Source organism: Psychrobacter sp. UBA3480 (genome assembly GCF_002377945.1).
Classification (GTDB): domain Bacteria; phylum Pseudomonadota; class Gammaproteobacteria; order Pseudomonadales; family Moraxellaceae; genus Psychrobacter.
Genome location: NZ_DFQV01000015.1, coordinates 17,145 through 36,771, shown reverse-complemented (window position 1 = coordinate 36,771; position 19,627 = coordinate 17,145). Strand labels below are relative to the sequence as shown.

19 protein-coding genes and 1 tRNA gene are annotated in these 19,627 nt (G+C 42.2%); 14 read left to right on the top strand and 6 right to left on the bottom strand.

Translation table 11 applies throughout. The annotated features are described in order from the left end of the window. Positions 1–169: 169 nt before the first annotated feature. Positions 170–244, top strand: a tRNA-Gly gene (locus B2863_RS05490). Positions 245–454: 210 nt separating this feature from the next. Further along, positions 455–1,861, top strand: coding sequence for a Na+/H+ antiporter NhaC family protein (locus B2863_RS05485; RefSeq protein WP_296208081.1), 1,407 nt, complete (start codon positions 455–457; stop codon positions 1,859–1,861). Between the two features lie 34 nt (positions 1,862–1,895). On the opposite strand, the gene B2863_RS05480 is transcribed toward B2863_RS05485, so the two are convergent. After that, positions 1,896–2,801, bottom strand: coding sequence for a LysR family transcriptional regulator (locus B2863_RS05480; RefSeq protein WP_296208079.1), 906 nt, complete (start codon positions 2,799–2,801; stop codon positions 1,896–1,898). 179 nt (positions 2,802–2,980) lie between these two features. Between B2863_RS05480 and B2863_RS05475 the strand changes: the two genes are divergently transcribed. The 3 genes from B2863_RS05475 to B2863_RS05465 all read left to right on the top strand — a co-directional run bounded on the left by B2863_RS05475 (position 2,981) and on the right by B2863_RS05465 (position 5,098). After that, positions 2,981–3,319, top strand: coding sequence for a DoxX family protein (locus tag B2863_RS05475; RefSeq protein WP_296208077.1), 339 nt, complete (start codon positions 2,981–2,983; stop codon positions 3,317–3,319). A 344-nt stretch (positions 3,320–3,663) separates the two neighbouring features. Beyond that, positions 3,664–4,377: a pirin family protein gene (locus tag B2863_RS05470; protein ID WP_296208075.1), complete on the top strand. Its 714-nt coding sequence runs from the start codon at positions 3,664–3,666 to the stop codon at positions 4,375–4,377. A 109-nt stretch (positions 4,378–4,486) separates the two neighbouring features. Beyond that, positions 4,487–5,098, top strand: a complete 612-nt coding sequence (locus B2863_RS05465) for a nitroreductase family protein (protein ID WP_057761493.1) — start codon at positions 4,487–4,489, stop codon at positions 5,096–5,098. Positions 5,099–5,293: 195 nt separating this feature from the next. Here the strand turns inward: B2863_RS05465 and B2863_RS05460 are convergent, their stop codons facing one another. From B2863_RS05460 to nadR, 3 genes are all read right to left on the bottom strand, one after another. After that, positions 5,294–5,728 (bottom strand): DUF962 domain-containing protein, encoded by a 435-nt coding sequence (locus B2863_RS05460; RefSeq protein ID WP_296208073.1) that lies wholly within the window; start codon positions 5,726–5,728, stop codon positions 5,294–5,296. Positions 5,729–5,949: 221 nt separating this feature from the next. Next, a complete protein-coding gene (gene pnuC, locus B2863_RS05455) occupies positions 5,950–6,681 on the bottom strand; it encodes a nicotinamide riboside transporter PnuC (RefSeq protein WP_296208070.1) in 732 nt (243 codons plus the stop codon). A 127-nt stretch (positions 6,682–6,808) separates the two neighbouring features. Beyond that, entirely contained in the window at positions 6,809–7,867 is a 1,059-nt protein-coding gene (gene nadR, locus B2863_RS05450) for a multifunctional transcriptional regulator/nicotinamide-nucleotide adenylyltransferase/ribosylnicotinamide kinase NadR (protein ID WP_296208068.1), read from the bottom strand. A gap of 740 nt (positions 7,868–8,607) precedes the next feature. Here nadR and B2863_RS05445 point away from each other — a divergent pair. From B2863_RS05445 to B2863_RS05430, 4 genes are all read left to right on the top strand, one after another. Next, positions 8,608–8,820, top strand: a complete 213-nt coding sequence (locus B2863_RS05445) for a PspC domain-containing protein (RefSeq protein WP_057761485.1) — start codon at positions 8,608–8,610, stop codon at positions 8,818–8,820. Between the two features lie 460 nt (positions 8,821–9,280). Beyond that, entirely contained in the window at positions 9,281–10,282 is a 1,002-nt protein-coding gene (gene glyQ / locus B2863_RS05440; RefSeq protein ID WP_296208247.1) for a glycine--tRNA ligase subunit alpha, read from the top strand. 9 nt (positions 10,283–10,291) lie between these two features. Continuing rightward, a complete protein-coding gene (gene glyS, locus B2863_RS05435; RefSeq protein ID WP_296208066.1) occupies positions 10,292–12,385 on the top strand; it encodes a glycine--tRNA ligase subunit beta in 2,094 nt (697 codons plus the stop codon). 295 nt (positions 12,386–12,680) lie between these two features. Continuing rightward, entirely contained in the window at positions 12,681–12,971 is a 291-nt protein-coding gene (locus tag B2863_RS05430; RefSeq protein WP_290178762.1) for a hypothetical protein, read from the top strand. 78 nt (positions 12,972–13,049) lie between these two features. On the opposite strand, the gene B2863_RS05425 is transcribed toward B2863_RS05430, so the two are convergent. Together B2863_RS05425 and B2863_RS05420 are read right to left on the bottom strand one after the other, a co-directional pair. Beyond that, positions 13,050–13,511: a cell division protein ZapA gene (locus tag B2863_RS05425; protein WP_296208063.1), complete on the bottom strand. Its 462-nt coding sequence runs from the start codon at positions 13,509–13,511 to the stop codon at positions 13,050–13,052. Positions 13,512–13,617: 106 nt separating this feature from the next. Next, entirely contained in the window at positions 13,618–14,058 is a 441-nt protein-coding gene (locus tag B2863_RS05420) for a hypothetical protein (protein ID WP_057761479.1), read from the bottom strand. Positions 14,059–14,270: 212 nt separating this feature from the next. Here B2863_RS05420 and B2863_RS05415 point away from each other — a divergent pair, with 212 nt between their 5' ends. The 5 genes from B2863_RS05415 to B2863_RS05395 all read left to right on the top strand — a co-directional run bounded on the left by B2863_RS05415 (position 14,271) and on the right by B2863_RS05395 (position 19,543). Continuing rightward, the gene (locus tag B2863_RS05415; RefSeq protein ID WP_057761477.1) at positions 14,271–14,924 is read left to right on the top strand and encodes a UPF0149 family protein; all 654 of its coding nucleotides are present in this window, start codon (positions 14,271–14,273) and stop codon (positions 14,922–14,924) included. Positions 14,925–14,971: 47 nt separating this feature from the next. After that, a complete protein-coding gene (argE, locus tag B2863_RS05410; RefSeq protein WP_296208061.1) occupies positions 14,972–16,258 on the top strand; it encodes an acetylornithine deacetylase in 1,287 nt (428 codons plus the stop codon). Positions 16,259–16,428: 170 nt separating this feature from the next. Beyond that, on the top strand, positions 16,429–17,154 hold the full coding sequence (locus B2863_RS05405; RefSeq protein ID WP_296208060.1) for a LysE family translocator: 726 nt from the start codon (positions 16,429–16,431) through the stop codon (positions 17,152–17,154). 787 nt (positions 17,155–17,941) lie between these two features. Further along, positions 17,942–19,156, top strand: coding sequence for an RtcB family protein (locus tag B2863_RS05400; protein WP_296208058.1), 1,215 nt, complete (start codon positions 17,942–17,944; stop codon positions 19,154–19,156). A 132-nt stretch (positions 19,157–19,288) separates the two neighbouring features. Next, complete coding sequence (locus B2863_RS05395; RefSeq protein WP_296208056.1) at positions 19,289–19,543, top strand: hypothetical protein; 255 nt, start codon at positions 19,289–19,291, stop codon at positions 19,541–19,543. The last annotated feature ends 84 nt before the right edge of the window (positions 19,544–19,627 follow it).

Sequence of the window (19,627 nt, the reverse complement as noted above, 5' to 3'; positions counted from 1 at the left end):
CCTGTTTTTAAATCAATTGCTTATGTTGGTTTATCCGATAAAAAGGGTATTTAGCTAAAAATATTAGAAATAAATTCTAAAAAAGGTGTTGACACCCACAGAATATTTGCTAAAATAGCCAGCCTATCGAGACGGAGTAGTTGTTAACAACGCTACGGATTGATACTAAGCGGGAATAGCTCAGTGGTAGAGCATAACCTTGCCAAGGTTGGGGTCGAGAGTTCGAATCTCTTTTCCCGCTCCAAATATGGCTTGAAAAAGCGCAAAAAGCCTCACTTCACAGTGAGGCTTTTTTTTATGTGTAAAATCTGTCCTAAGTCAGCTAATAGCGAAAACATAGAAATCAAAAACTAAAGCTAACTATCAGCAAGACAGAGATTATCACTATTGAAAAACAGATGCGCACCCCCGAATACCTGAGCAAACTAAACCTATAGCAACATAAGGGCATCCAATGCCACCAAAACCCCTCACATTAATCAGTGCCAAGCTCGCCTTTATTATATCCGCCATCGTCATCGGTATCATGGGCATCACCATGATTGGCTTTGGCTGGGTGCCGCATCTGTCTCTTATATTGGCTATCTGTGTGCTACTGGCTATCGGTATGTATAAAGGACTCAGCTTTGATGACATGCAAGCGCAAATGGCCTCAGGTGTCATGCGTGGTATCGGTGCCATCTACCTATTCTTCTTTATTGGACTGATGGTTGCGGCTTTGATGATGTCGGGTGCGATTCCCACACTGATGTATGTAGGCTTTCAGCTGATCTCACCTGAGTACTACTATATCTCTGCCTTTATCTTAACCTCTATTATCGGTATTGCTCTAGGCAGTAGTTTGACGACTGCAGCTACTTTGGGCGTGGCGTTTATTGGTATGAGTAATGCTTTCGATGCCAATGTGGCGATAGCAGCAGGGGCAGTGGTTTCAGGGGCGTTCTTTGGTGATAAGATGTCGCCCTTGTCTGATACTTGTACGATTGCGTCTTCAGTAGTCGGTATCGATCTGTTTGAGCACATTCGTAATATGATGTATACGACAGTACCTGCGTGGATATTGACGGTGATCTTGTTTTGGATGTTCTCAGGACAGACGACTAGCGCTGATCTAAGTCAAGTAACCATGCTACAAGGACAATTGATAGATAGTGGTTTGGTACATGGGTATTCGGTATTACCCTTTGTGGTATTGGTGGGGTTAGCCCTGTTTCGGGTCAATGCGATCTATACGATTATCTGTACTATTGCTGCGGCACTAATCATTACTTATGTACACAGTTCACCAAGCTTTGGTCAATTAGGTGGCTATCTATTTGCAGGCTACGCTCCTGCTGAGTCATTGGAGCTAGGTGAGGTAGGTGGTATGCTGTCACGTGGCGGTGTACAGAGTATGTTCTTTACCCAGGCGATTGTGATACTGGCATTAAGCTTAGGTGGTCTATTAACGGCACTGGGTATTCTGCCAGCACTGCTATCTGGTATTAAGGACACATTGACGACATCAGGCCGAGCGATATTCGCCGCAGCGATGTCGGCACTGAGCATTAACGTGCTGATCGGTGAGCAGTACTTGAGTATCTTGTTGTCAGGTACAGCATTTCGATCAACGTTTGAGCGCTTGAATTTACATCCGAAGAATTTGTCTCGGACGATTGAGGATGCAGGAACGGTGATTAATCCATTAGTGCCTTGGAGTGTGTGCGGGGTATTTATTAGTCAGGCGCTAGGGGTGCCAGTATTAGAGTATTTGCCTTATGCGTTTTTCTGTTATTTGTCATTACTGCTGACACTGCTATTCGGGTTCACGGGGCTGACGATTAGTAAAGTGAAAGAAGGGACGGCGCCCCAAAATCAATAGCAATTGATATCGTTAAGGATAATAAGAGTGTTGATTAATACTGATCCCAGTACGGATTATCACCGAATTGCTCGGCAATAAAATCAATCAAGTAACGACAACGCTGCGACAAAAAACGATTCTTTGGATAAACAGCATAAGCGGTTAGGGTTGGCAATTGATAGTGTTGGAAGACAGGTACAAGCTCGCCCAGCGCCAGTTTTTTATAAGCAATAAAAGTCGGTACAAAGGTAATCCCATGCCCTTTGACTGCCAAATCCACTAAAAACTCACCATTGGTGGCTTTGATTTTGGCATCTATCGTACGATGATGACTTCTGCCTTCAGTATCCACCAAGTTTAAAATATTGGTTTGACCGAGACTGTATTGCAACAGCGCATGGTTGTCTAAGTCGTCTAGCGTTTCAGGAGTGCCCATTCTTGCCAAATAATCGGGACTGGCGCAAATCACACAACGAATCAATGCCAACTTTTTTGCTTGATAGCTAGAATCTTGTAGCTCTCCGATTCGAATGGCCAACTCATAGCCTTCTTCAATCAAATCGATACGCCGATCAGAAAAATCCAGATCGAATCTCAGATTGGGATGCTGATTGGCGTATTTATCAATCACATCGTTCAGATGCATGAGTCCAAAGGACAACGGCGCTGTCATTTTCAATGTACCTTCAATACGCATGGGAGCGTCAGTAGCATGCTCATTGACAGCGTCAACCGCGCGCAAGATATTGTTCACTTGCTGATAATATTGCTCACCAGCTTGCGTCAATTTAGATTGGCGGGTAGTACGGTTGATTAATTGACTGCCTAAACGCTCTTCCAATTCTTTAAGTCGGCGACTGACGGCTGATTTTGCAATATTTAACTGCTCAGCAGCCTTCGTAATACTACCTGCCTCAACAATGCGTACAAACATCGCCATATCTTCTAATTGACCCATTATCGATGCCTCATGATTGTTCTTACACCAAGAACTTATATTTGTGATTATTGCTATTTATCCCATGCTAGTCAACGCCTATAATCGCGCTATTCTCTACTTAGAGACATGATTAAACACACTTTTAGAGTATCATTATGGACAAATTACAGTAATTTAGCGCAACGCTCGGTCTTCTATTGTTATCAATCATTTTCATCTTTGCAGGCGTTGGTAAAATCACAGATTATGTGACTACTCAAGGCTATATGGAGTCAGTAGGTGTGCCTGGTATGTTACTACCATTGGTAATCGCGTTTGAGGTACTAGGTGGTATCGCTATCTTGCTAGGTTATAAAGCTCGGCCAATCGCTTTCTTGTTTGCTGGGTTTAGCATCGTGTCAGCTATTATTTTTCATCAGTTCTGGACTGACGAATCACAGATGATCTCATTTATGAAAAATATTTCGATCGCAGGTGGGTTTTTGATGATTTTTGCTCATGGTGCGGGTGCTTACTCAATAGACAATAAGCGATAAACAGTAAGTGGCTGAGTTACCTTTTATACGTTTACGAAGAACAATCATAAAGGGGTACTTTCAAATAAAGAGCGTCATGAAATTTTCACAGAAAACCTCAACAGCAGACAGTTTTTATATAAGCATAACTTAAAGTAATTTATATAAAGTTAGCTGTGCTAATATATGTAAAAAATATATATTACGTTAAAACCGCTCTGATTGTTCTATAAAAAAGAATAGTTAATTGCATTTAGCGTTGTTTATCTATGTAGAATTAATAATTATAATAATCCCATTGTTTAAATAGATTAATCGATAATAAGTATATAGAGGATTAATCTGTTGATAGCTAAGGACGAATTATGAAAACAATCTATCACGCAGCAGACTCACGTGGCGATGCCAATCATGGCTGGCTTAAAAGCAGACATACTTTTAGCTTTGCCAATTATCATAATCCCGAACGTATGGGATTTGGGGCCTTACGCGTTATTAATGATGATTTTGTCATTGGCGGTCAAGGGTTTGGCAATCACTCGCACCGTAACATGGAGATTATCAGTATTCCTCTATCCGGCAAGCTCGCTCACGGCGATAGTATCGGCAACGAGGGCGTCATAGAAACTGGTGAAATTCAAGTGATGTCAGCGGGTACAGGCATTACCCATAGTGAAATGAACGGTGACGATACAGAGGCTGTGAGGTTTTTGCAAATTTGGGTGATACCAAACAAAATGGATGTCGCACCGCGTTATCAGCAGGTGCATATGGGCGATATCATGCGACCTAACGAGTTTAGCCAAGTGCTATCACCTAATGCTGATGATGCAGGGGTTTGGATTCATCAAGATGCTTGGTTTAGCATGGGTGGTTTTGACGAAGGCATATCGCAAACTTATCAGTTAAATAATCCTAACAACGGTGTCTACGTATTTGTCCTCAGCGGTGAAGTCGTAATAAATGGCCAAGTCCTGTCTACTCGTGACGGCCTTTGCATTTGGGATACTCAGAGCTTTATGATGGACGCAACAGTAGCTAGCCGTGTGCTAGTGATGGAAGTACCGCTATTTACGTAGTCATTGAGAAGCAAAGCGATTTATCAATTAAAGTACTCATACCAGTAAATATTGACGCTAAACATTATTTTTATTAACAACTATTTTACTAACCACATGGAGAAACACTATGTCAGATTTAACAACATTACAGCAGCTAGCAGAAAAACGTCGTTCTATCTATGCGCTAAGCAACCAGCTACCAGTAGCTAATGACGAAATCGTGAAAATAGTTGAACATGCTATTTTGCACACGCCATCATCGTTTAACTCGCAATCAACGCGTATCGTTGTATTGTTTGGCGATGACCATCGTAAGTTGTGGGATATGACCGAAGATACATTACGCGAAATCGTTGGTGACGAAGAGAAGTTCAAATCGACCAAAGAGCGTGTCAATGGTTTCCGTAACGGTGCTGGTACTGTATTGTTTTTTGAAGATCAAGCAGTCGTCAGAGGTATGCAAGAAGCCGCGCCACTATATGCTGACAACTTCCCAATCTGGGCAAGTCAAACCAGCGCCATGCATCAATATGTTATCTGGACGGCACTAGCCAGTATCGATGTTGGCGCAAACTTACAGCACTACAATCCAGTAATCGATCAAAAAGTAGCTAGCGCTTGGGATATCGATAAAGACTGGACGCTAAATGCACAATTGGTATTTGGAACGATTGAGCAGCCAGCGGGTGAAAAAGCATTTAAGCCAGTCGAAGAGCGTATGAAAGTGTTTGGTGCGTAAGATAGGGGAGTCTATTTTATATAGCCCTAAAATCTTAATAGCCCCAAAAGCTTACGTAAACAAAGCGCCACTCAGTAATCTCTGAGTGGCGCTTTTTTATTGGTGATATTATTTTGTTAAGGGTAACAGTTGTAGATGTTATCAATAGCCTACAGCTAAGATGAATTCCTGCAAAAATTACGCATAAATTGACAACTATTTACGCTGCATCAAACTATTAGCCACCCATGCTGGACCGATTAATAAAAACTGTAGATCCTTAAAGAAAGAAGGTTTTTTGCCTTCGATTTTATGACCAATGAATTGGCCAATCCATGCAACGACAAATACCGCTGCCCACGCTTTAAAGCCCCATGGCATCGCTGCCATCACTGATAGACAGATAAGAATAAACATCCCCATCGCTAAAAACAGTGGCGTAGATAAGCGAATATAAAACAGTAATACCAGTGCGCTTAGTACTAAGGTAAACCATACGGATAGTGACATACCCATACCTAGCAGACTAACAAAAATGGTTGGCACACATAGCCAATGGATTTTTTTATTGACCAAGTTTTGGTGACTGACCGAGTACTCACTAAGCCATTGCTCTAGCGTACGTTTGGACACTTTTGGTTGACGAGACATACTAACCTCCCTGTTAGTAAATAAGATGAGTAACTCATACTAGCTAATGGACTCGCTACTAATCTCAGTATGAAGACAATTGTTAATATCAGTTGTAGCACTAATTGCGCCTGTCTACCATGTTATCTGATAGACGGCACAGTCAAGTTCATTCGTACTATGGGTGCTATATCAGCAAGATTTTATTCAAATTCCCAAGGGGTTTTTCTATAAGAGACGCATTATCCTTGCTCGCTACGATGCCACTCATAAAGGCCGATAAAGGCGTTTACTTGATACACCATAGTTTGAATAGCAAAGATATAGTTGCCAGACATCAGATTCACAATGAGCCAGACAAAGTTGACGATAATCCACAACCACCAATTAAATGAATAACGCAGAATCATAGCTGCCTGAGCGGTAATAGAAAGCACAAAGGCAATCACATTAATCCAAAAGAAAGAGATAAATCCCAAAAACAGACTACTATCATCTTGTACGACCGCATAACCATAGCTTGCTAATAAGTCATTTACCGTAGGGAACAGTGCAAGTCCAATAATAATGAATGCAGCAGTGATTAACCAGACAGCTTTGCTTGCTGATTTAGGTATCATATCGCCATCAGGATCAGTATGTTTTGACCAATAAAAAATACCGTAAACATGGGTAAAAAAGTTAAATAGTGGAGCAAGCATCAAACCAACTGCGCCAGACGTTGCCTGTACGATGACTTCGCCAGCCGTTGCCCCCATACCAAAGCCATTGCCCATGACGTTTTTGCGGAATGATAGCGAGACCACGCAAACCAAACCAATGAACGAGACCACTAAATAAAACCAATCAAGCGTGGTATGGTCTGTCGTGAGCCAAAAACCTGCGGACAAAGCAATAACACCGCAAATAAACCAAATGATAATCCATTGCATCGCCCATTTTCCGGTGATGTTGTCCAATAGCTGAATACGCATCGCTTTTCCCCTAAAGTAAATACTGATATCAATATAGTGCTAACTGTCATGTATTAGTTAAATAAAGTGTGCTAGTTAAATAACATGTGCTAATTGAATAAATTATTATAAATATGCTCAGTACAGTTTATGATTTTTTGCCATAGATATATTGATTAATCAATAGTAGTGCTTGTTGATAGCGAGCGTCATAGTCGGGCTGATCAATCATATGCGGCGTAATATCGTGACGCGCAAAAATATCTATCAAACGCTGCTCAAAGCGTCCACGCGCTTCAGGCGTACCCAAAGATCGCATACCATCATCAACCCATGGCGTATTGTTATCTAACATAATGGTGTGGTCTAAACGAAACTCATCAATACAAGCAGTCACGAAAGGATGCGTGCGACCCTCGTACTCTTCACAAAATGCTTGCGTAGTGACAAAGTCAGTATCAACGATGGTGATAGGGGCCGTCGCACGGGCTTTAGCTTCTCGGATTGCCTCAGCATGATCCAGACAAATAGGGCCATAATCACTGTACTGTAATCCAACCTCGCTACCACCCAAATCGGTGCCGACATATAGGCGTCCCATTTCTAGGGCAAAGCTAGCACCATAATAATTGGCAAGCTTATGGACTAGCGTCGTCTTACCTGAGCTTTCACCGCCGACGATAGCGACAGTCTTGGTATAGTCGGCGCGTGCTTGCGGATGAAGTGCTGACCAATGGGCGACTGGATTATGAGCGATGGCATAAGAGTCAAACTCAGACTGTAGCGGCGTAGTGACCACTGGCAAAAGCAGCTGCTTCTGTAGGTCATTGCGGGTGAGCGGATGGTTTTCCGCCATAAATAATACAGTCTCTGCTGATAGTGATAAGGCGTCTATCAAACGTTGCAATTTGGCATTACTAGCAGCGACATCGATACTGACATCATCACTGGCACTATACAGATGTTCGTGCAGCGGTAGCTCTATCTCATGAGTAGTATGAATATGAATAAATGGCAAGTCGGCACAGGCCATCTGTAGCCAACGCGCTTTGTCTTGTAAGGTGATGGTAAAATCTGGATGCGGCAATGGATGCGCCATAATGACGATATGTAAGGTTTTGGCTTGTCCTGCTGCATCCAATATGCTGCGCATCTGTCCTAAATGTAGGGGCTCGAAATGTCCAATCATTAATCCAGTATCGTACATAGTTATCCTTATTATTTTTTTATTCTAATCTCAGCGTTGCATGTCTATTCCAAAAAATACGGTCGATGCTGTCTAAGTTAGATAATCCAAAGCAGAAATCTATTAAGAATCGTAATACCAAACACGTTCCTTACTTCTAATATTCTTCGTAAAGGTACTTTTATCTAATAGTTGAGCAGTGTCCTAGCTTTCATAGTAGAACGTCTAAAAACCTAAGTTGCTTATCAGCACAGTATACTTATCAGCATGGTATAAAGGTTTTAGATGATTTGCAGGTGGGTTATTGTAAAAATAAGGTATATCGGACGTACACGGAATCGCAGTTTTTTTAATTGAGAGTTCTTTTAATCGAGTAAAATTGGTCAGCTAAAAGATTATTCAGACTATCAAAAGTTTGACTCGATTTTAGCGTTATAAAGCGAGCTTATCTCTTTGATTAAATTAAAAATAACAAGATATGTAAAGCTAGATTGCAAGGTTATAGCAACAAAGATGATTCTGAAACATTTTGAAATAACTATTTAAAATCAGGGGCTTGCATGGTGCTATGACAGATTAGGGTAAGCTTGAGTAGCATAAACTCACAAAGTACTGCTATACCTTCAACAGATAAATCCTGAATTATTGATATACTGATTCGTAAGTTAGCAAAGCAAGATAATGTTTTAGTTAAATACGTAAGACAATCAGAAAAATAGAATAAAAAATAAACAAGAATAGAAAATAGAGGGGTATTTGATTTGGCTAAGTTAGCAAAATTACATCGCTCACCAAATAATCGCATGATAGCAGGTGTGATGGGTGGCATTGCAGAATATGCTGGTTGGTCGCCAACATGGGTGAGAGTATTATTCGTCATTATCTCATCGTTAAGCGCAGCAGTACCAGGCATTTTAATTTATATCATCCTATGGATAATTATGCCAAAAGCCAATAGTCAGTCTTATCAATAATAGAAGCCTGATAGGCATTTTTAAAATTAGGTTTTCTGAACCAGTTAAAGAATCAAGTTTAAGTTAGACGTAGTTGCTAAAAACAGTAGACCTCCAAAAAATAAAAAGCCTGATCAATCAGGATGCCCAAGATACAATTTTCCTCCTGCCCGAATGCTAGCGCATTTGGGTATTTTTTTATTTATTATATTAGTGCGACTTCCATGATGATTTGCCTGAAAATACGCTATACAACCGAGGTTTTATGCTCACTATGCAAATTTAGTTGATGTAAATATGGATAAAATAGTCAATTTTTAGTAAGGTGAGCAGGCAGATAGAGTCGTTGCCGAATAGGTCGCGCGTGCGCTATCAGAGATTTATTTAATAATACTCATTTCACAGTGGCTTTACTATGAAAACCGAAACTATGACATCCCAAGCGATAACCCCGATGACACAAGATAAAGACTCTCAACCGATGACTTTTCAAGATTTAATCTTAACTTTGCAAAATTATTGGGCCGATAAAGGCTGCGTTGTATTGCAGCCTTACGACATGGAAGTCGGTGCAGGTACTTTTCATACCGCGACGTTTTTGCGCTCGTTAGGTCCTGAGCGTTGGAATGCAGCGTATGTACAGCCATCACGTCGTCCTACTGACGGGCGCTATGGTGATAACCCTAACCGCCTGCAACATTATTATCAGTTCCAAGTCGTGCTAAAGCCGAATCCACCGAACATCCAAGAGTTGTATTTGGACTCACTACGAGCCATTGGTATTGATCCATTGGTGCATGATGTGCGTTTTGTAGAAGACAACTGGGAATCGCCAACGCTTGGTGCGTGGGGACTTGGTTGGGAGATTTGGCTAAACGGTATGGAAGTCACGCAGTTCACGTACTTCCAGCAAGTCGGCGGTATCGAGTGCTTCCCAGTCACTGGCGAAATCACTTACGGGCTTGAGCGTTTGGCCATGTATGTACAAGGCGTTGATAGCGTTTATGATTTGGTCTGGGCAGACGGTGAGTTTGGCCGTGTCACGTATGGCGATGTCTTTCATCAAAACGAAGTCGAGCAGTCTACCTACAACTTTGAGCACGCTGATGTGCCAATGATGGGCGAGATGTTTGATTTTTATGAGCAACAAGCCGACAAATTGGTCGATGCAGGATTGCCATTGCCAGCTTATGAGATGGTATTAAAAGCATCTCATGCGTTTAACTTGCTTGATGCACGTGGCGCTATTTCAGTGACTGAGCGTCAGCGTTTTATCCTACGTGTGCGTACACTTGCTCGTAAGGTTGCTTTTGGTTATGTCGAAGCTCGTGCCAAATTGGGCTTCCCATTGGCTGATGAAGAACATCGCCAAGCCGCGCTTGATAAGTATTTGCCAAAAGAAGACGTGGCAGCAGACAACTTAGCAGCAGACGGCATAACAAAAGAAACTACCGACACTAACCAATCTACTAACCATAAATAGGAGCATCCCATGAGTACTATTCTATTTGAACTGGGGTGTGAAGAGCTACCTCCAAAGAGCCTAAAACCACTACGTGATGCGCTACAAGCCAGTATCACTGAGCAATTAACTGCAGCAGATATCACCTTTGATAGTATCAAAGCTTTTGCTGCTCCGCGACGTTTGGCCATTCAGATTCAAGGTATTAGCGATAAGCAGCCTGATCGCACAGAGCAAAAACGCGGACCAGCGATTAAAGCGGCGTTCGATGCAGAGGGTAATCCAACACGTGCGGCCATGGGTTTTGCCAAAGGTTTGGGTATTGAAGCTAGCGAGCTTACAACGATTAATACCGATAAAGGTGACTATGTCGGTTTTGAGCAGACTATCCGTGGTCAAGCGACAACTGAGCTACTGCCTGCTATTTTCCAAACCGCGCTAGATAATTTGCCAATTGCTAAGCGTATGCGCTCAGGTGCTAGCCGCAACGAGTTTGTACGTCCAGTACAGTGGGCAGTATTGATGCAGGATGATACTGTCATTGATGCCACTATCCAGGGTCATCAGACTGGTACGCAAACGCGTGGTCATCGCTTCCACAGCCCTGATTATCACAATATTGCTCATGCCAATGATTATGAGAAATTGCTAGACGGTCTAAAAGTGGTGGCAGATTTCGATAAGCGTCAAATGCTGATCAAAAACCAAGTCAAAGCTTTGGCAGATGAAGTCAATTCTGACGCCATCGTACCGCAAGATTTGTTGGACGAAGTCACCGCATTGGTCGATTTTCCAATTGCGCTACGAGCAAGCTTTGAAGCACGCTTTTTACAAGTACCGCAAGAAGCGCTTATCTCGACTATGCAAGCGGATCAAAAGTATTTCTGTTTAACTGATAAAACTGGCAAATTGCAGCCGTATTTCATTTTTATTACCAATATTGAATCAAAAGATCCTAACCAGATTATCGAAGGTAATGAAAAAGTTGTGCGTCCACGTTTGGCTGATGCAGAGTTTTTCTTCTTACAAGATCAAAAGCAGCCATTATTCGCGCTCACAGAGAGCCTAAAAAATCGCGTATTCCAAGATAAATTGGGGACGATTTGGGAGAAGTCTGAGCGTATTGCTAAGCTTGCTGCGTTTATCGCCACGTTGATGCAGCAGCAGGGTCACGATATCAATGTCGATGAAACCGTACGTGCGGGCATTTTGTCTAAAGCAGATTTAGCCAGCTCGCTCGTCGGCGAGTACCCTGAATTACAAGGTATCGCAGGTACTTATTATGCACGTTTGAATGATGAGCCAGAAGCGGTCGCTGCCAGTTTAGAAGAGCAGTATCTGCCGAAATTCAGCGGTGATGTATTACCACAAACACCGATTGGTATTTGCCTAGCATTGGCGGATCGTTTGGACACATTGGTTGGTATTTTTGCGATTGACCAAGCACCGACGGGTTCAAAGGATCCGTTTAGCTTACGTCGTTCTGCTATTGGTATCTTACGTATTTTGATCGAAAAGCAGTTGCCGATTAATCTGGTAGCGCTCGTTGAGCAAGCGATTAAAGGCTATAGCGATGCTGAAGGTAGCAAGATTGCCAAAATGGGTGATACTTTTACCCAAGTCATGGCATTCCTAAACTCGCGCTACCGTGCGATGTATACGGAGCAGGGCGTTAGTGTCGATACGATTCAAGCCGTACAAGCGATTAACCCGCATATGCCGCTAGATTTTGATCAGCGTATCCGTGCAGTTCAAGCATTTAGCGAGCTGTCACAGGCGTCGATGTTGGCTGACTCAAACAAACGTGTTGCTAATATATTGGCCAAGTCAGAAGTGAGCGTTGCTGATACAGTCGATGAAACTCTACTGTCTGAACCAGCTGAGCAAAATTTATATGCAAATGTGCAGCAAGCACAGACAGTGGTACAGCCATTGCTGGAGCAAGCGGACTATACGCAAGTATTGCAAACGCTGGCTAGCTTAGATGAGCCGTTGACACAGTTCTTTGATCAAGTAATGGTCAACAGCGAAGATGCTGCGCTTAAAAACAATCGCTTGGCATTGCTCAAACAGGTTCGCGCCTTGTTCTTGACGGTAGCTGATATCAGTGAGCTACAGCTGTAACCCTGCTAAAAGCTGATTGTTACTTTAACCTGATTGTTGTTTTAACTTGACGGTTACTTTTGATAAAAAACCTGGCTTATCGTGGCCAGGTTTTTTTGTTGTACAGTTGACTGGTTTACTCATACAGCTATACGTTGGATATAAATCCGTTAGTGCAATTAGCAATTAAACGGTAAAGGCATTGTATTATCGCTATTATTGACGGTAAAATTTATGCTATCAAAACGTCTTAAATAATCTTATTTAGTAGATTTTATTATTTCTCACGTTTACCCGTAATCGAAGGAGCACTGCCGTGTTTGCTGTTATTATTGTCATCCTTATTATTTGGGCTTCAATGTGGGCTTTTTATAAGTTTATGTACCCACGTGCGCCTAAAAGCATGATGCCAAAAGAAGGGGATGTGACCACTCCGCGTCAGTGTAATTTCTGTGGCAACAGCTTGGCTGAATATCGCGGCGTACTCGAGACCAAACCAAGTATAGCTACCGATGGCAATGTTGAAGCGAACCAAGAGTTATTCTTTTGCAATTATGAGCATCAGGCAGACTTTCACGCAGGCAAGACCTACACGCCTTATGCATAAATAGATAAATGATTGACCATAAAAAAGCGCCTAACTTCATTGGCTAGGCGCTTATGAGTTTAGTACAGTACGATGCATCTATAGAATAGAATGAGCATCTTTCATAATTTTATTCAGCAATGCTTCGGACTGTTTGTCTTTCTGCAAGCGATCTTCATCACTTCTTTGATTGGCATGAATTTTTTCATATAGGTTCAAGCAGCACAGTACCAGTATGCTTTCTTGGCTAAGGCTTGGCGCATCTCTTTTTAAATCGAGCGCATAGTTGTTGATATACGAAACCGCTGACAGTAGCTCTTCTTGCTCATGTACTGGACAAAAGATTGGATAAGTGACCCCAGCAATCGCGATATCAACTTTTTTGATTTGTGGTTCAGGCGCTTTAGGTGTTTTGGTATTAGATTGTGCCATGGCGCTTGTTATATTTGACGCTGCTGGTGTCATTTTTTGCGCTGGTATTGGCACACTTGTTGCTGGCGCACTTGGCGCTTGAGTATTTTTTGGTTGTTTTTCTATCGATTTGCTTTGGTCATCGGTCATGATAAATCCTACAATGTCTGGTCAGTGAAATGAGTGATATCAGATTTTACAAATAGCGTTGGGCAGTTTAATAAGCAGTACGTCTACTATCTGCTACAAGAAAACGTTAGCCTTCTGCTTGATCGATACGGGTTAGGCGCTGTAATACGACTTGCGTACGCTCGGCTGCCAATTGGTTCTTCTTTTGCAGCTCACTGTTTTGTTGTTTGATATCGCTATACTGCTGCTTTAGCTCATTATTGTGTTGTTGCAGCTCGCTGTTTTGTTGTTGTAATTGGCTGATCTGTTTTTGCAGTTTGTCTTGTTCTTCACCGATCATATGGTGCGCTTCTGCAAGACTCTGATAGCGCTTGTCGAGATCGTTCAGTTGTTTTTTGGCACCGTCACGTTCGTTATGGCTGTTGTCTAATTTGGTTTTTAGTGCGGCAAATTCTTTTGAATCAGTAACAGGGTGTTGTTTTAAGCTGCTAAGTTCAGCACTGACAAGCTGATACTGTTTTTTGATGTCGAGTACCATTTTTTCTAATATTCTAAGTTGATCATACATAGTCAGTTTTTATCCTTAACAAGTAAGCGTGAATGAATTTTGTTCGCTGCATTTAATAATGCCATAGGTGACCGCATAATATCTATATCAACAAAGTAATTACAAGCATCAGGCTTTGTCTTTTCACTTTTATTTATCGATGATTTGTCTATGACATTTTATCGCGACTATTTTTATTTTATGAGCAGTAATCAATTACTAGGACATCTATTATGAATGATAATATCTCTGGCTGGAATACTTGGCTGACTGCGTTTGATGATTGGACGGACGTGTCTATCAGCGAAGTGCATGGCATGATGACAGGGCTTATGACGGCTTGTAATGCGCCTGACGAAGCAACTTGGGCCAAGGTGTTTGAAGAGCTCAGCTTTGCCCCATTACCAGAGCCTGCATTGACCTTGCTGACAGAAGAAGCGGAAGACATCGTTTTTCAGCTAAAAGACAAAGATGATGCCTACGCGTACATGCCGCTCATCCCAGATGATGAACATGATTTATACGAGCGCGTGATGGCGTTGAAACAGTGGGCAAACGGTTTTATGACCGGTTTTGGTATTACCGATTGTGGTTTGACCAGTGAAGAAAACGAGATGCTATCTGATTTGGCTAAGATTGGCGCAATTCGTCTCGAAGATGATGAAGATTTTGAAGGTGGCGAAGAGTCTTATCTTTATATCTATGAATTTGCTCGTATGGTACCCGTAAGCTTTGCTACGCGTAAGCGTAAGGCTGTCAAAGATATCGCGCTCATCGCTGGTTTGTCTATCGATGCCAAAACAACCAAAGAGCTACAGGCAGAAGGTAAGTTACCAAAACCAATGCCGCCAGTGGTGGATGTGATGAATCATAACAATCCATCGTAAGCAGCTCTGACACATCATAGTTCTGAAAATTGTAGTAAGGATATTTTATGATCCAAAATAACAGTAGTAATAGCGACAATGTCAGTAATAGCGATAATGTTGATAGTAGCAGCGATGTCCAGCTGAAAAATGCTGAGCATCCTACTCAAAGCCTCGATTGGTTAACACGTCTCATCGCCTTTGATACGGTCAGTCGTCATTCTAATTTGGCTTTGATTAATGATGTAAAGTCGTACTGTGAGCAGTTGGGTTTGACGGTAGATTTGACCTTTAATGAAGCTAAGACCAAAGCTAACTTGTTTTTGACTGTACCAGCTGGTGAAAACGCTGATATTATCAATAACGGTCTGGTCTTATCAGGTCATACCGACGTTGTGCCAGTTGATGGGCAAGCGTGGTCTTCAGAGCCATTTACCGCGACGATACGTGGTGATAAGCTATATGGTCGCGGTGCGTGTGATATGAAGGGCTTTATCGCTTGTGCGCTAACGATATTGCCGCAAGCCGTGCAGTTATCGAACAGCGGTCAGCTACGTCGTCCATTACATTTAGCATTGTCGTTCGATGAAGAGGTTGGCTGCTTGGGTGCGCCATTGATTTTGGCAGACCTAAAAGCACGCGGTATTACGCCTGATTATTGTATCGTCGGTGAGCCAACTAACATGGCTATGGTAGTTGCACACAAAGGCATCGCAGTTTATCGTTGCCGTGTACATGGCAAGTCGGCGCATTCGTCATTGATTGCACAAGGTGTCAATGCGATTAGCTACGCTAGCAGATTGGTTGGCTATGTAGATACGCTTGCTGAAGAGCTGAGCGCTCGTGATGATAACGATGCGTTATTTACAGTGCCATACTCGACATTGTCTGTAGGTACCATACATGGTGGTACAGCGACCAATATTGTACCCAACTTGTGCGAGTTTACTTTTGACTATCGTAACCTGCCGCACATGACGCAAGACGATATACTAGCGCCCATTCGAGCCAAAGTTGCTGAGCTAAATGCCCAAATGCAAGCACGCGCGCCAGAGACTGGCATTGAGCTGATGCAAGAAGAAAGCGTACCAGCAATGACTGATGACGATAGTGCTGAGTTGCAATCACTAATCGCTGCACTGACAGGAGATGATGAGCGTCATAAAGTGGCTTACGCGACTGAAGGCGGTCAGTTTACCAATGCAGGTATCCCAACGATTATCTGTGGCCCTGGTAGTATTGAACAGGCGCATAAAGCGGATGAGTATGTGGAGCTTAGCGAAATTGAACGCTGTGATGCATTCTTAAAGAAGCTGTTAGATAGCTGTACGACTCAGCCGTTTATGCAGTCATAGTTATTTAGAAGAATGCGTGTCGTTCCTTTAAGAATTTTTGCGAGACTTTTTTGACATATAGGTATAAGTAACACCGTCTGAATGGCGGTGTTTATTTTTTAGTCGCATATTTAAGTCGTATAGCCGTTCGTATTAGAACCATTTACACATGACAAAGTAGGGGTGGGTTGATGTCTTGGCATCTGTTTGCAGTGTTTTTCGCAAGTACGTTTTTTATTTCAGCGACCCCTGGTCCTAATATGCTACTGGCATTTCAGTATGGCATGAACTATGGCGTCAAACGAACCTTATGGACACTGGCAGGTCTGAGCCTTGGCTTGTTTGTATTACTGCTATCGACACTGCTTGGATTAGACGTAATCAGTCGCCAGTCACCGTGGCTACTGACAATCATTAAAGCCGTGGGTGCAGTATACTTAATCTATTTGGGTATCAGCTCTTGGCGCGATGCTGGTGACAGTAGCTTGATGAGTGATGCTAAAGAGTTGAGTGCAGAGGTAGCAGCAGACTATGCTGCTACTGATGGATTGCCTACACCACAGCCGCGCTCACTCTCTAGTGCTGCTACTAAAATAGCGCCGAGCAACACGACCTTGTTTCGTACTGGTGTTTGGGTGTCACTATCTAATCCGAAAGCTATCTTGTTCTTTGCGGCCTTTTTCCCTAAATTTATCAATTTCAGTGCGCCACTATGGCCACAATATGTCCTATTGACCATCGGCTTGTTTTTGAGCGAAACGATTTGGCAAATCGTATATACGCTAGGTGGCAAAAAGCTGGCAAGTTGGCTCGATGTGGGTAATCGTTTAGCGTGGCTCAATCGTGGTTGTGGGGTGATATTTATAATTATCGCTGCTGCTTTATTGGCTGAAGTGTTAAATAGTTTTATGGTATAAAAACTACCGATAAGATTTCAAATTAAAGTGATTAATTAAACACACGTTTATTAAATTATTTTCTATACAAACCAAATTAATTATTGACTTTAATTTTTAAATCGTTATTATTGGCTCATTGATTTATATCGCTTATCTTTCATAAGCGATAAATCGTTTCAATTAATCTGCTATTGTCGCCCTGACATTAGCCACAACCTATGGAGGAATCATCGTGTCCTATATAACTACCAAGACGTTTTTAAAGATTGAATGTGTAAACCACATGACAGCAATGACACCTTCGAAAAGGTTTGGCTAAATTTTTATATAAGCTATTGAGTGATATCCCATTCATCGATATCAGCGAATAGCTTTCTGTATCTACTTGCGCTATCTCTTTTCTAAGTCTACTGTGCCAAATTTGCTCTGCGATTGTGCTAAGCCATATTGCGCCTGCTGTTATCTGTTTACCTAACATTTTTCTTTACCGTTATTGCTAATAAAGCGACTCAGGCTATGATTTAGCTAAAGCTTTTCTATGCGTATACTATTTACGCTGTGGCCGACGGTTTTGATCTATATTATATTTCTTTAAAATGTCCATAATAAATTAACCATGAATTTTTATTGATTTTTTAATTGATAAGAATACGGTTTTTTATTGCCTAAATTTTATAATTTATTAATTTCATTTCTTATTAAGCTTTTCGTTTAATTGAGATAGATAAGTAATATCTAAAAATTATAAAAACTGGTAATTATAAAAAATGCATGGTTATAAAATAATAAATGGAAATAACAAATTATGAGCATTCAATTAGTATTAAATGAAAATCGAAAACACGGCGTACCAGTCAAAATTTACACCTCAGATGTTGAACAAGGTGCGATGCAGCAACTACGCAATCTAGCTCAGCTAGAGTTTGTACATTCGCACATTGCAGTGATGCCCGATGTGCACGTTGGTAAAGGTGCGACGGTCGGCAGTGTGATACCGACCAAGTCAGCCATCATTCCTGCCGCAGTCGGTGTGGATATTGGCTGCGGTATGAACGCGGTGCGTTTGTCACTGACGGCGAGTGATTTGCCTGACAGTTTAAAGTCGTTGCGTTCGATCGTTGAACAACAAGTGCCAGTCGGCTTCAACATGCACAAGCAAATCCAAGCCAAGGACTCAACGATTGACCCACTAGGAAAACGCCTAAAACCGATTACTGATAAACACCCGGGTTTACTCAAAATGCTCAAAGGTTTTGAGCGTACTTGGGCGAAGCAGTTGGGGACATTGGGCGGTGGTAATCACTTTATTGAGCTGTGCCTGGATGAAAACAACGATGTCTGGGTGATGCTACATTCTGGCAGTCGCGGTATTGGCAACTGTATCGGTCGCTATTTCATCAACCTTGCAAAAAAAGAACGTCAATCACGCTTTGGTCATGTGCCAGATCGAGATTTGTCTTACTTTGCCGAAGGGTCTGATAGCTTTGCCGATTATGTCGAAGCAGTAGGCTGGGCGCAGGACTACGCGTTAGAGAACCGCCGCGAGATGATGCGTCTCGTCATTAAGTCATTGCAGTCGCCACAAGCGGGATTGCCACGATTTCAGCTGACCAAAGAAGCCATCAATTGTCATCATAATTATGTCAATGAAGAGGTGCATTTCGGTGAGCAAGTCTATGTGACCCGTAAAGGCGCAATCAGTGCCTATGCAGGTGAGCTTGGGATTATCCCAGGATCTATGGGCACAAAGTCTTTTATCGTACGTGGTCTAGGCGCGGCAGAGTCGTTTTGTTCTTGCTCACATGGGGCAGGGCGACAAATGAGCCGTGGTAAAGCGATACGCGCGTTCACCATTGATGAGCTAAAAGCGCAGACAGATGGTGTCGAATGTCGCAAAGATAAAGGCGTCATCGATGAGATACCCGGCGCTTATAAAGACATCGATGAAGTGATGGCCAATCAAACGGATTTGGTTGAAGTGGTGCATACGCTGAAGCAGGTCATGTGTATTAAAGGCTAATACCAAGCCTGCAAATCATCTTAGTATCGTCAAACTCGTTTAATGTACTGAATGTACAATTAGCACTCCTTTTCCTCGCTAAGATGATTTTCGGCATTGGTATCTCAAAGAAATAAAAAAACAGGTAACAATATGAGTTTAAAACAAACATTAAAAAAAGCCAAACAAATTGAACGGCAGCTAGAACAGCAAGCGCAGTTAGAACGTCAAAATATGACAGGTGTGAAACACTCGCTAGGCACTGTCAAACCACGTAATTATCTAGCGCTTGATCCACTATTAAGGAAAGGTGGTATTCACGAAAAGGAAGATATAGACATCGTGCGCAAAAAACGTCGCCGCGAGACTAAGCAACAATTGCGACGGACAGATTGGTTATCGGAGTAGCAATCGTTCATCTTAATCTTAAATTTAAACAACAAAAAAGCCGTTCGCTATGATAGTGAACGGCTTTTTCTTATTCTTATTCTT

What these genes read in the sequence shown, in the direction of transcription:
- B2863_RS05485 (WP_296208081.1), top strand. Translation starts at nt 455, where the DNA reads ATGCCACCAAAACCCCTCACATTAATCAGTGCCAAGCTCGCCTTTATT.
- B2863_RS05480 (WP_296208079.1), bottom strand. Translation starts at nt 2,801, where the DNA reads ATGGGTCAATTAGAAGATATGGCGATGTTTGTACGCATTGTTGAGGCA.
- B2863_RS05470 (WP_296208075.1), top strand. Translation starts at nt 3,664, where the DNA reads ATGAAAACAATCTATCACGCAGCAGACTCACGTGGCGATGCCAATCAT.
- B2863_RS05465 (WP_057761493.1), top strand. Translation starts at nt 4,487, where the DNA reads ATGTCAGATTTAACAACATTACAGCAGCTAGCAGAAAAACGTCGTTCT.
- B2863_RS05460 (WP_296208073.1), bottom strand. Translation starts at nt 5,728, where the DNA reads ATGTCTCGTCAACCAAAAGTGTCCAAACGTACGCTAGAGCAATGGCTT.
- pnuC (WP_296208070.1), bottom strand. Translation starts at nt 6,681, where the DNA reads ATGCGTATTCAGCTATTGGACAACATCACCGGAAAATGGGCGATGCAA.
- nadR (WP_296208068.1), bottom strand. Translation starts at nt 7,867, where the DNA reads ATGTACGATACTGGATTAATGATTGGACATTTCGAGCCCCTACATTTA.
- glyQ (WP_296208247.1), top strand. Translation starts at nt 9,281, where the DNA reads ATGACTTTTCAAGATTTAATCTTAACTTTGCAAAATTATTGGGCCGAT.
- glyS (WP_296208066.1), top strand. Translation starts at nt 10,292, where the DNA reads ATGAGTACTATTCTATTTGAACTGGGGTGTGAAGAGCTACCTCCAAAG.
- B2863_RS05425 (WP_296208063.1), bottom strand. Translation starts at nt 13,511, where the DNA reads ATGACCGATGACCAAAGCAAATCGATAGAAAAACAACCAAAAAATACT.
- B2863_RS05420 (WP_057761479.1), bottom strand. Translation starts at nt 14,058, where the DNA reads ATGTATGATCAACTTAGAATATTAGAAAAAATGGTACTCGACATCAAA.
- B2863_RS05415 (WP_057761477.1), top strand. Translation starts at nt 14,271, where the DNA reads ATGAATGATAATATCTCTGGCTGGAATACTTGGCTGACTGCGTTTGAT.
- argE (WP_296208061.1), top strand. Translation starts at nt 14,972, where the DNA reads ATGATCCAAAATAACAGTAGTAATAGCGACAATGTCAGTAATAGCGAT.
- B2863_RS05405 (WP_296208060.1), top strand. Translation starts at nt 16,429, where the DNA reads ATGTCTTGGCATCTGTTTGCAGTGTTTTTCGCAAGTACGTTTTTTATT.
- B2863_RS05400 (WP_296208058.1), top strand. Translation starts at nt 17,942, where the DNA reads ATGAGCATTCAATTAGTATTAAATGAAAATCGAAAACACGGCGTACCA.
- B2863_RS05395 (WP_296208056.1), top strand. Translation starts at nt 19,289, where the DNA reads ATGAGTTTAAAACAAACATTAAAAAAAGCCAAACAAATTGAACGGCAG.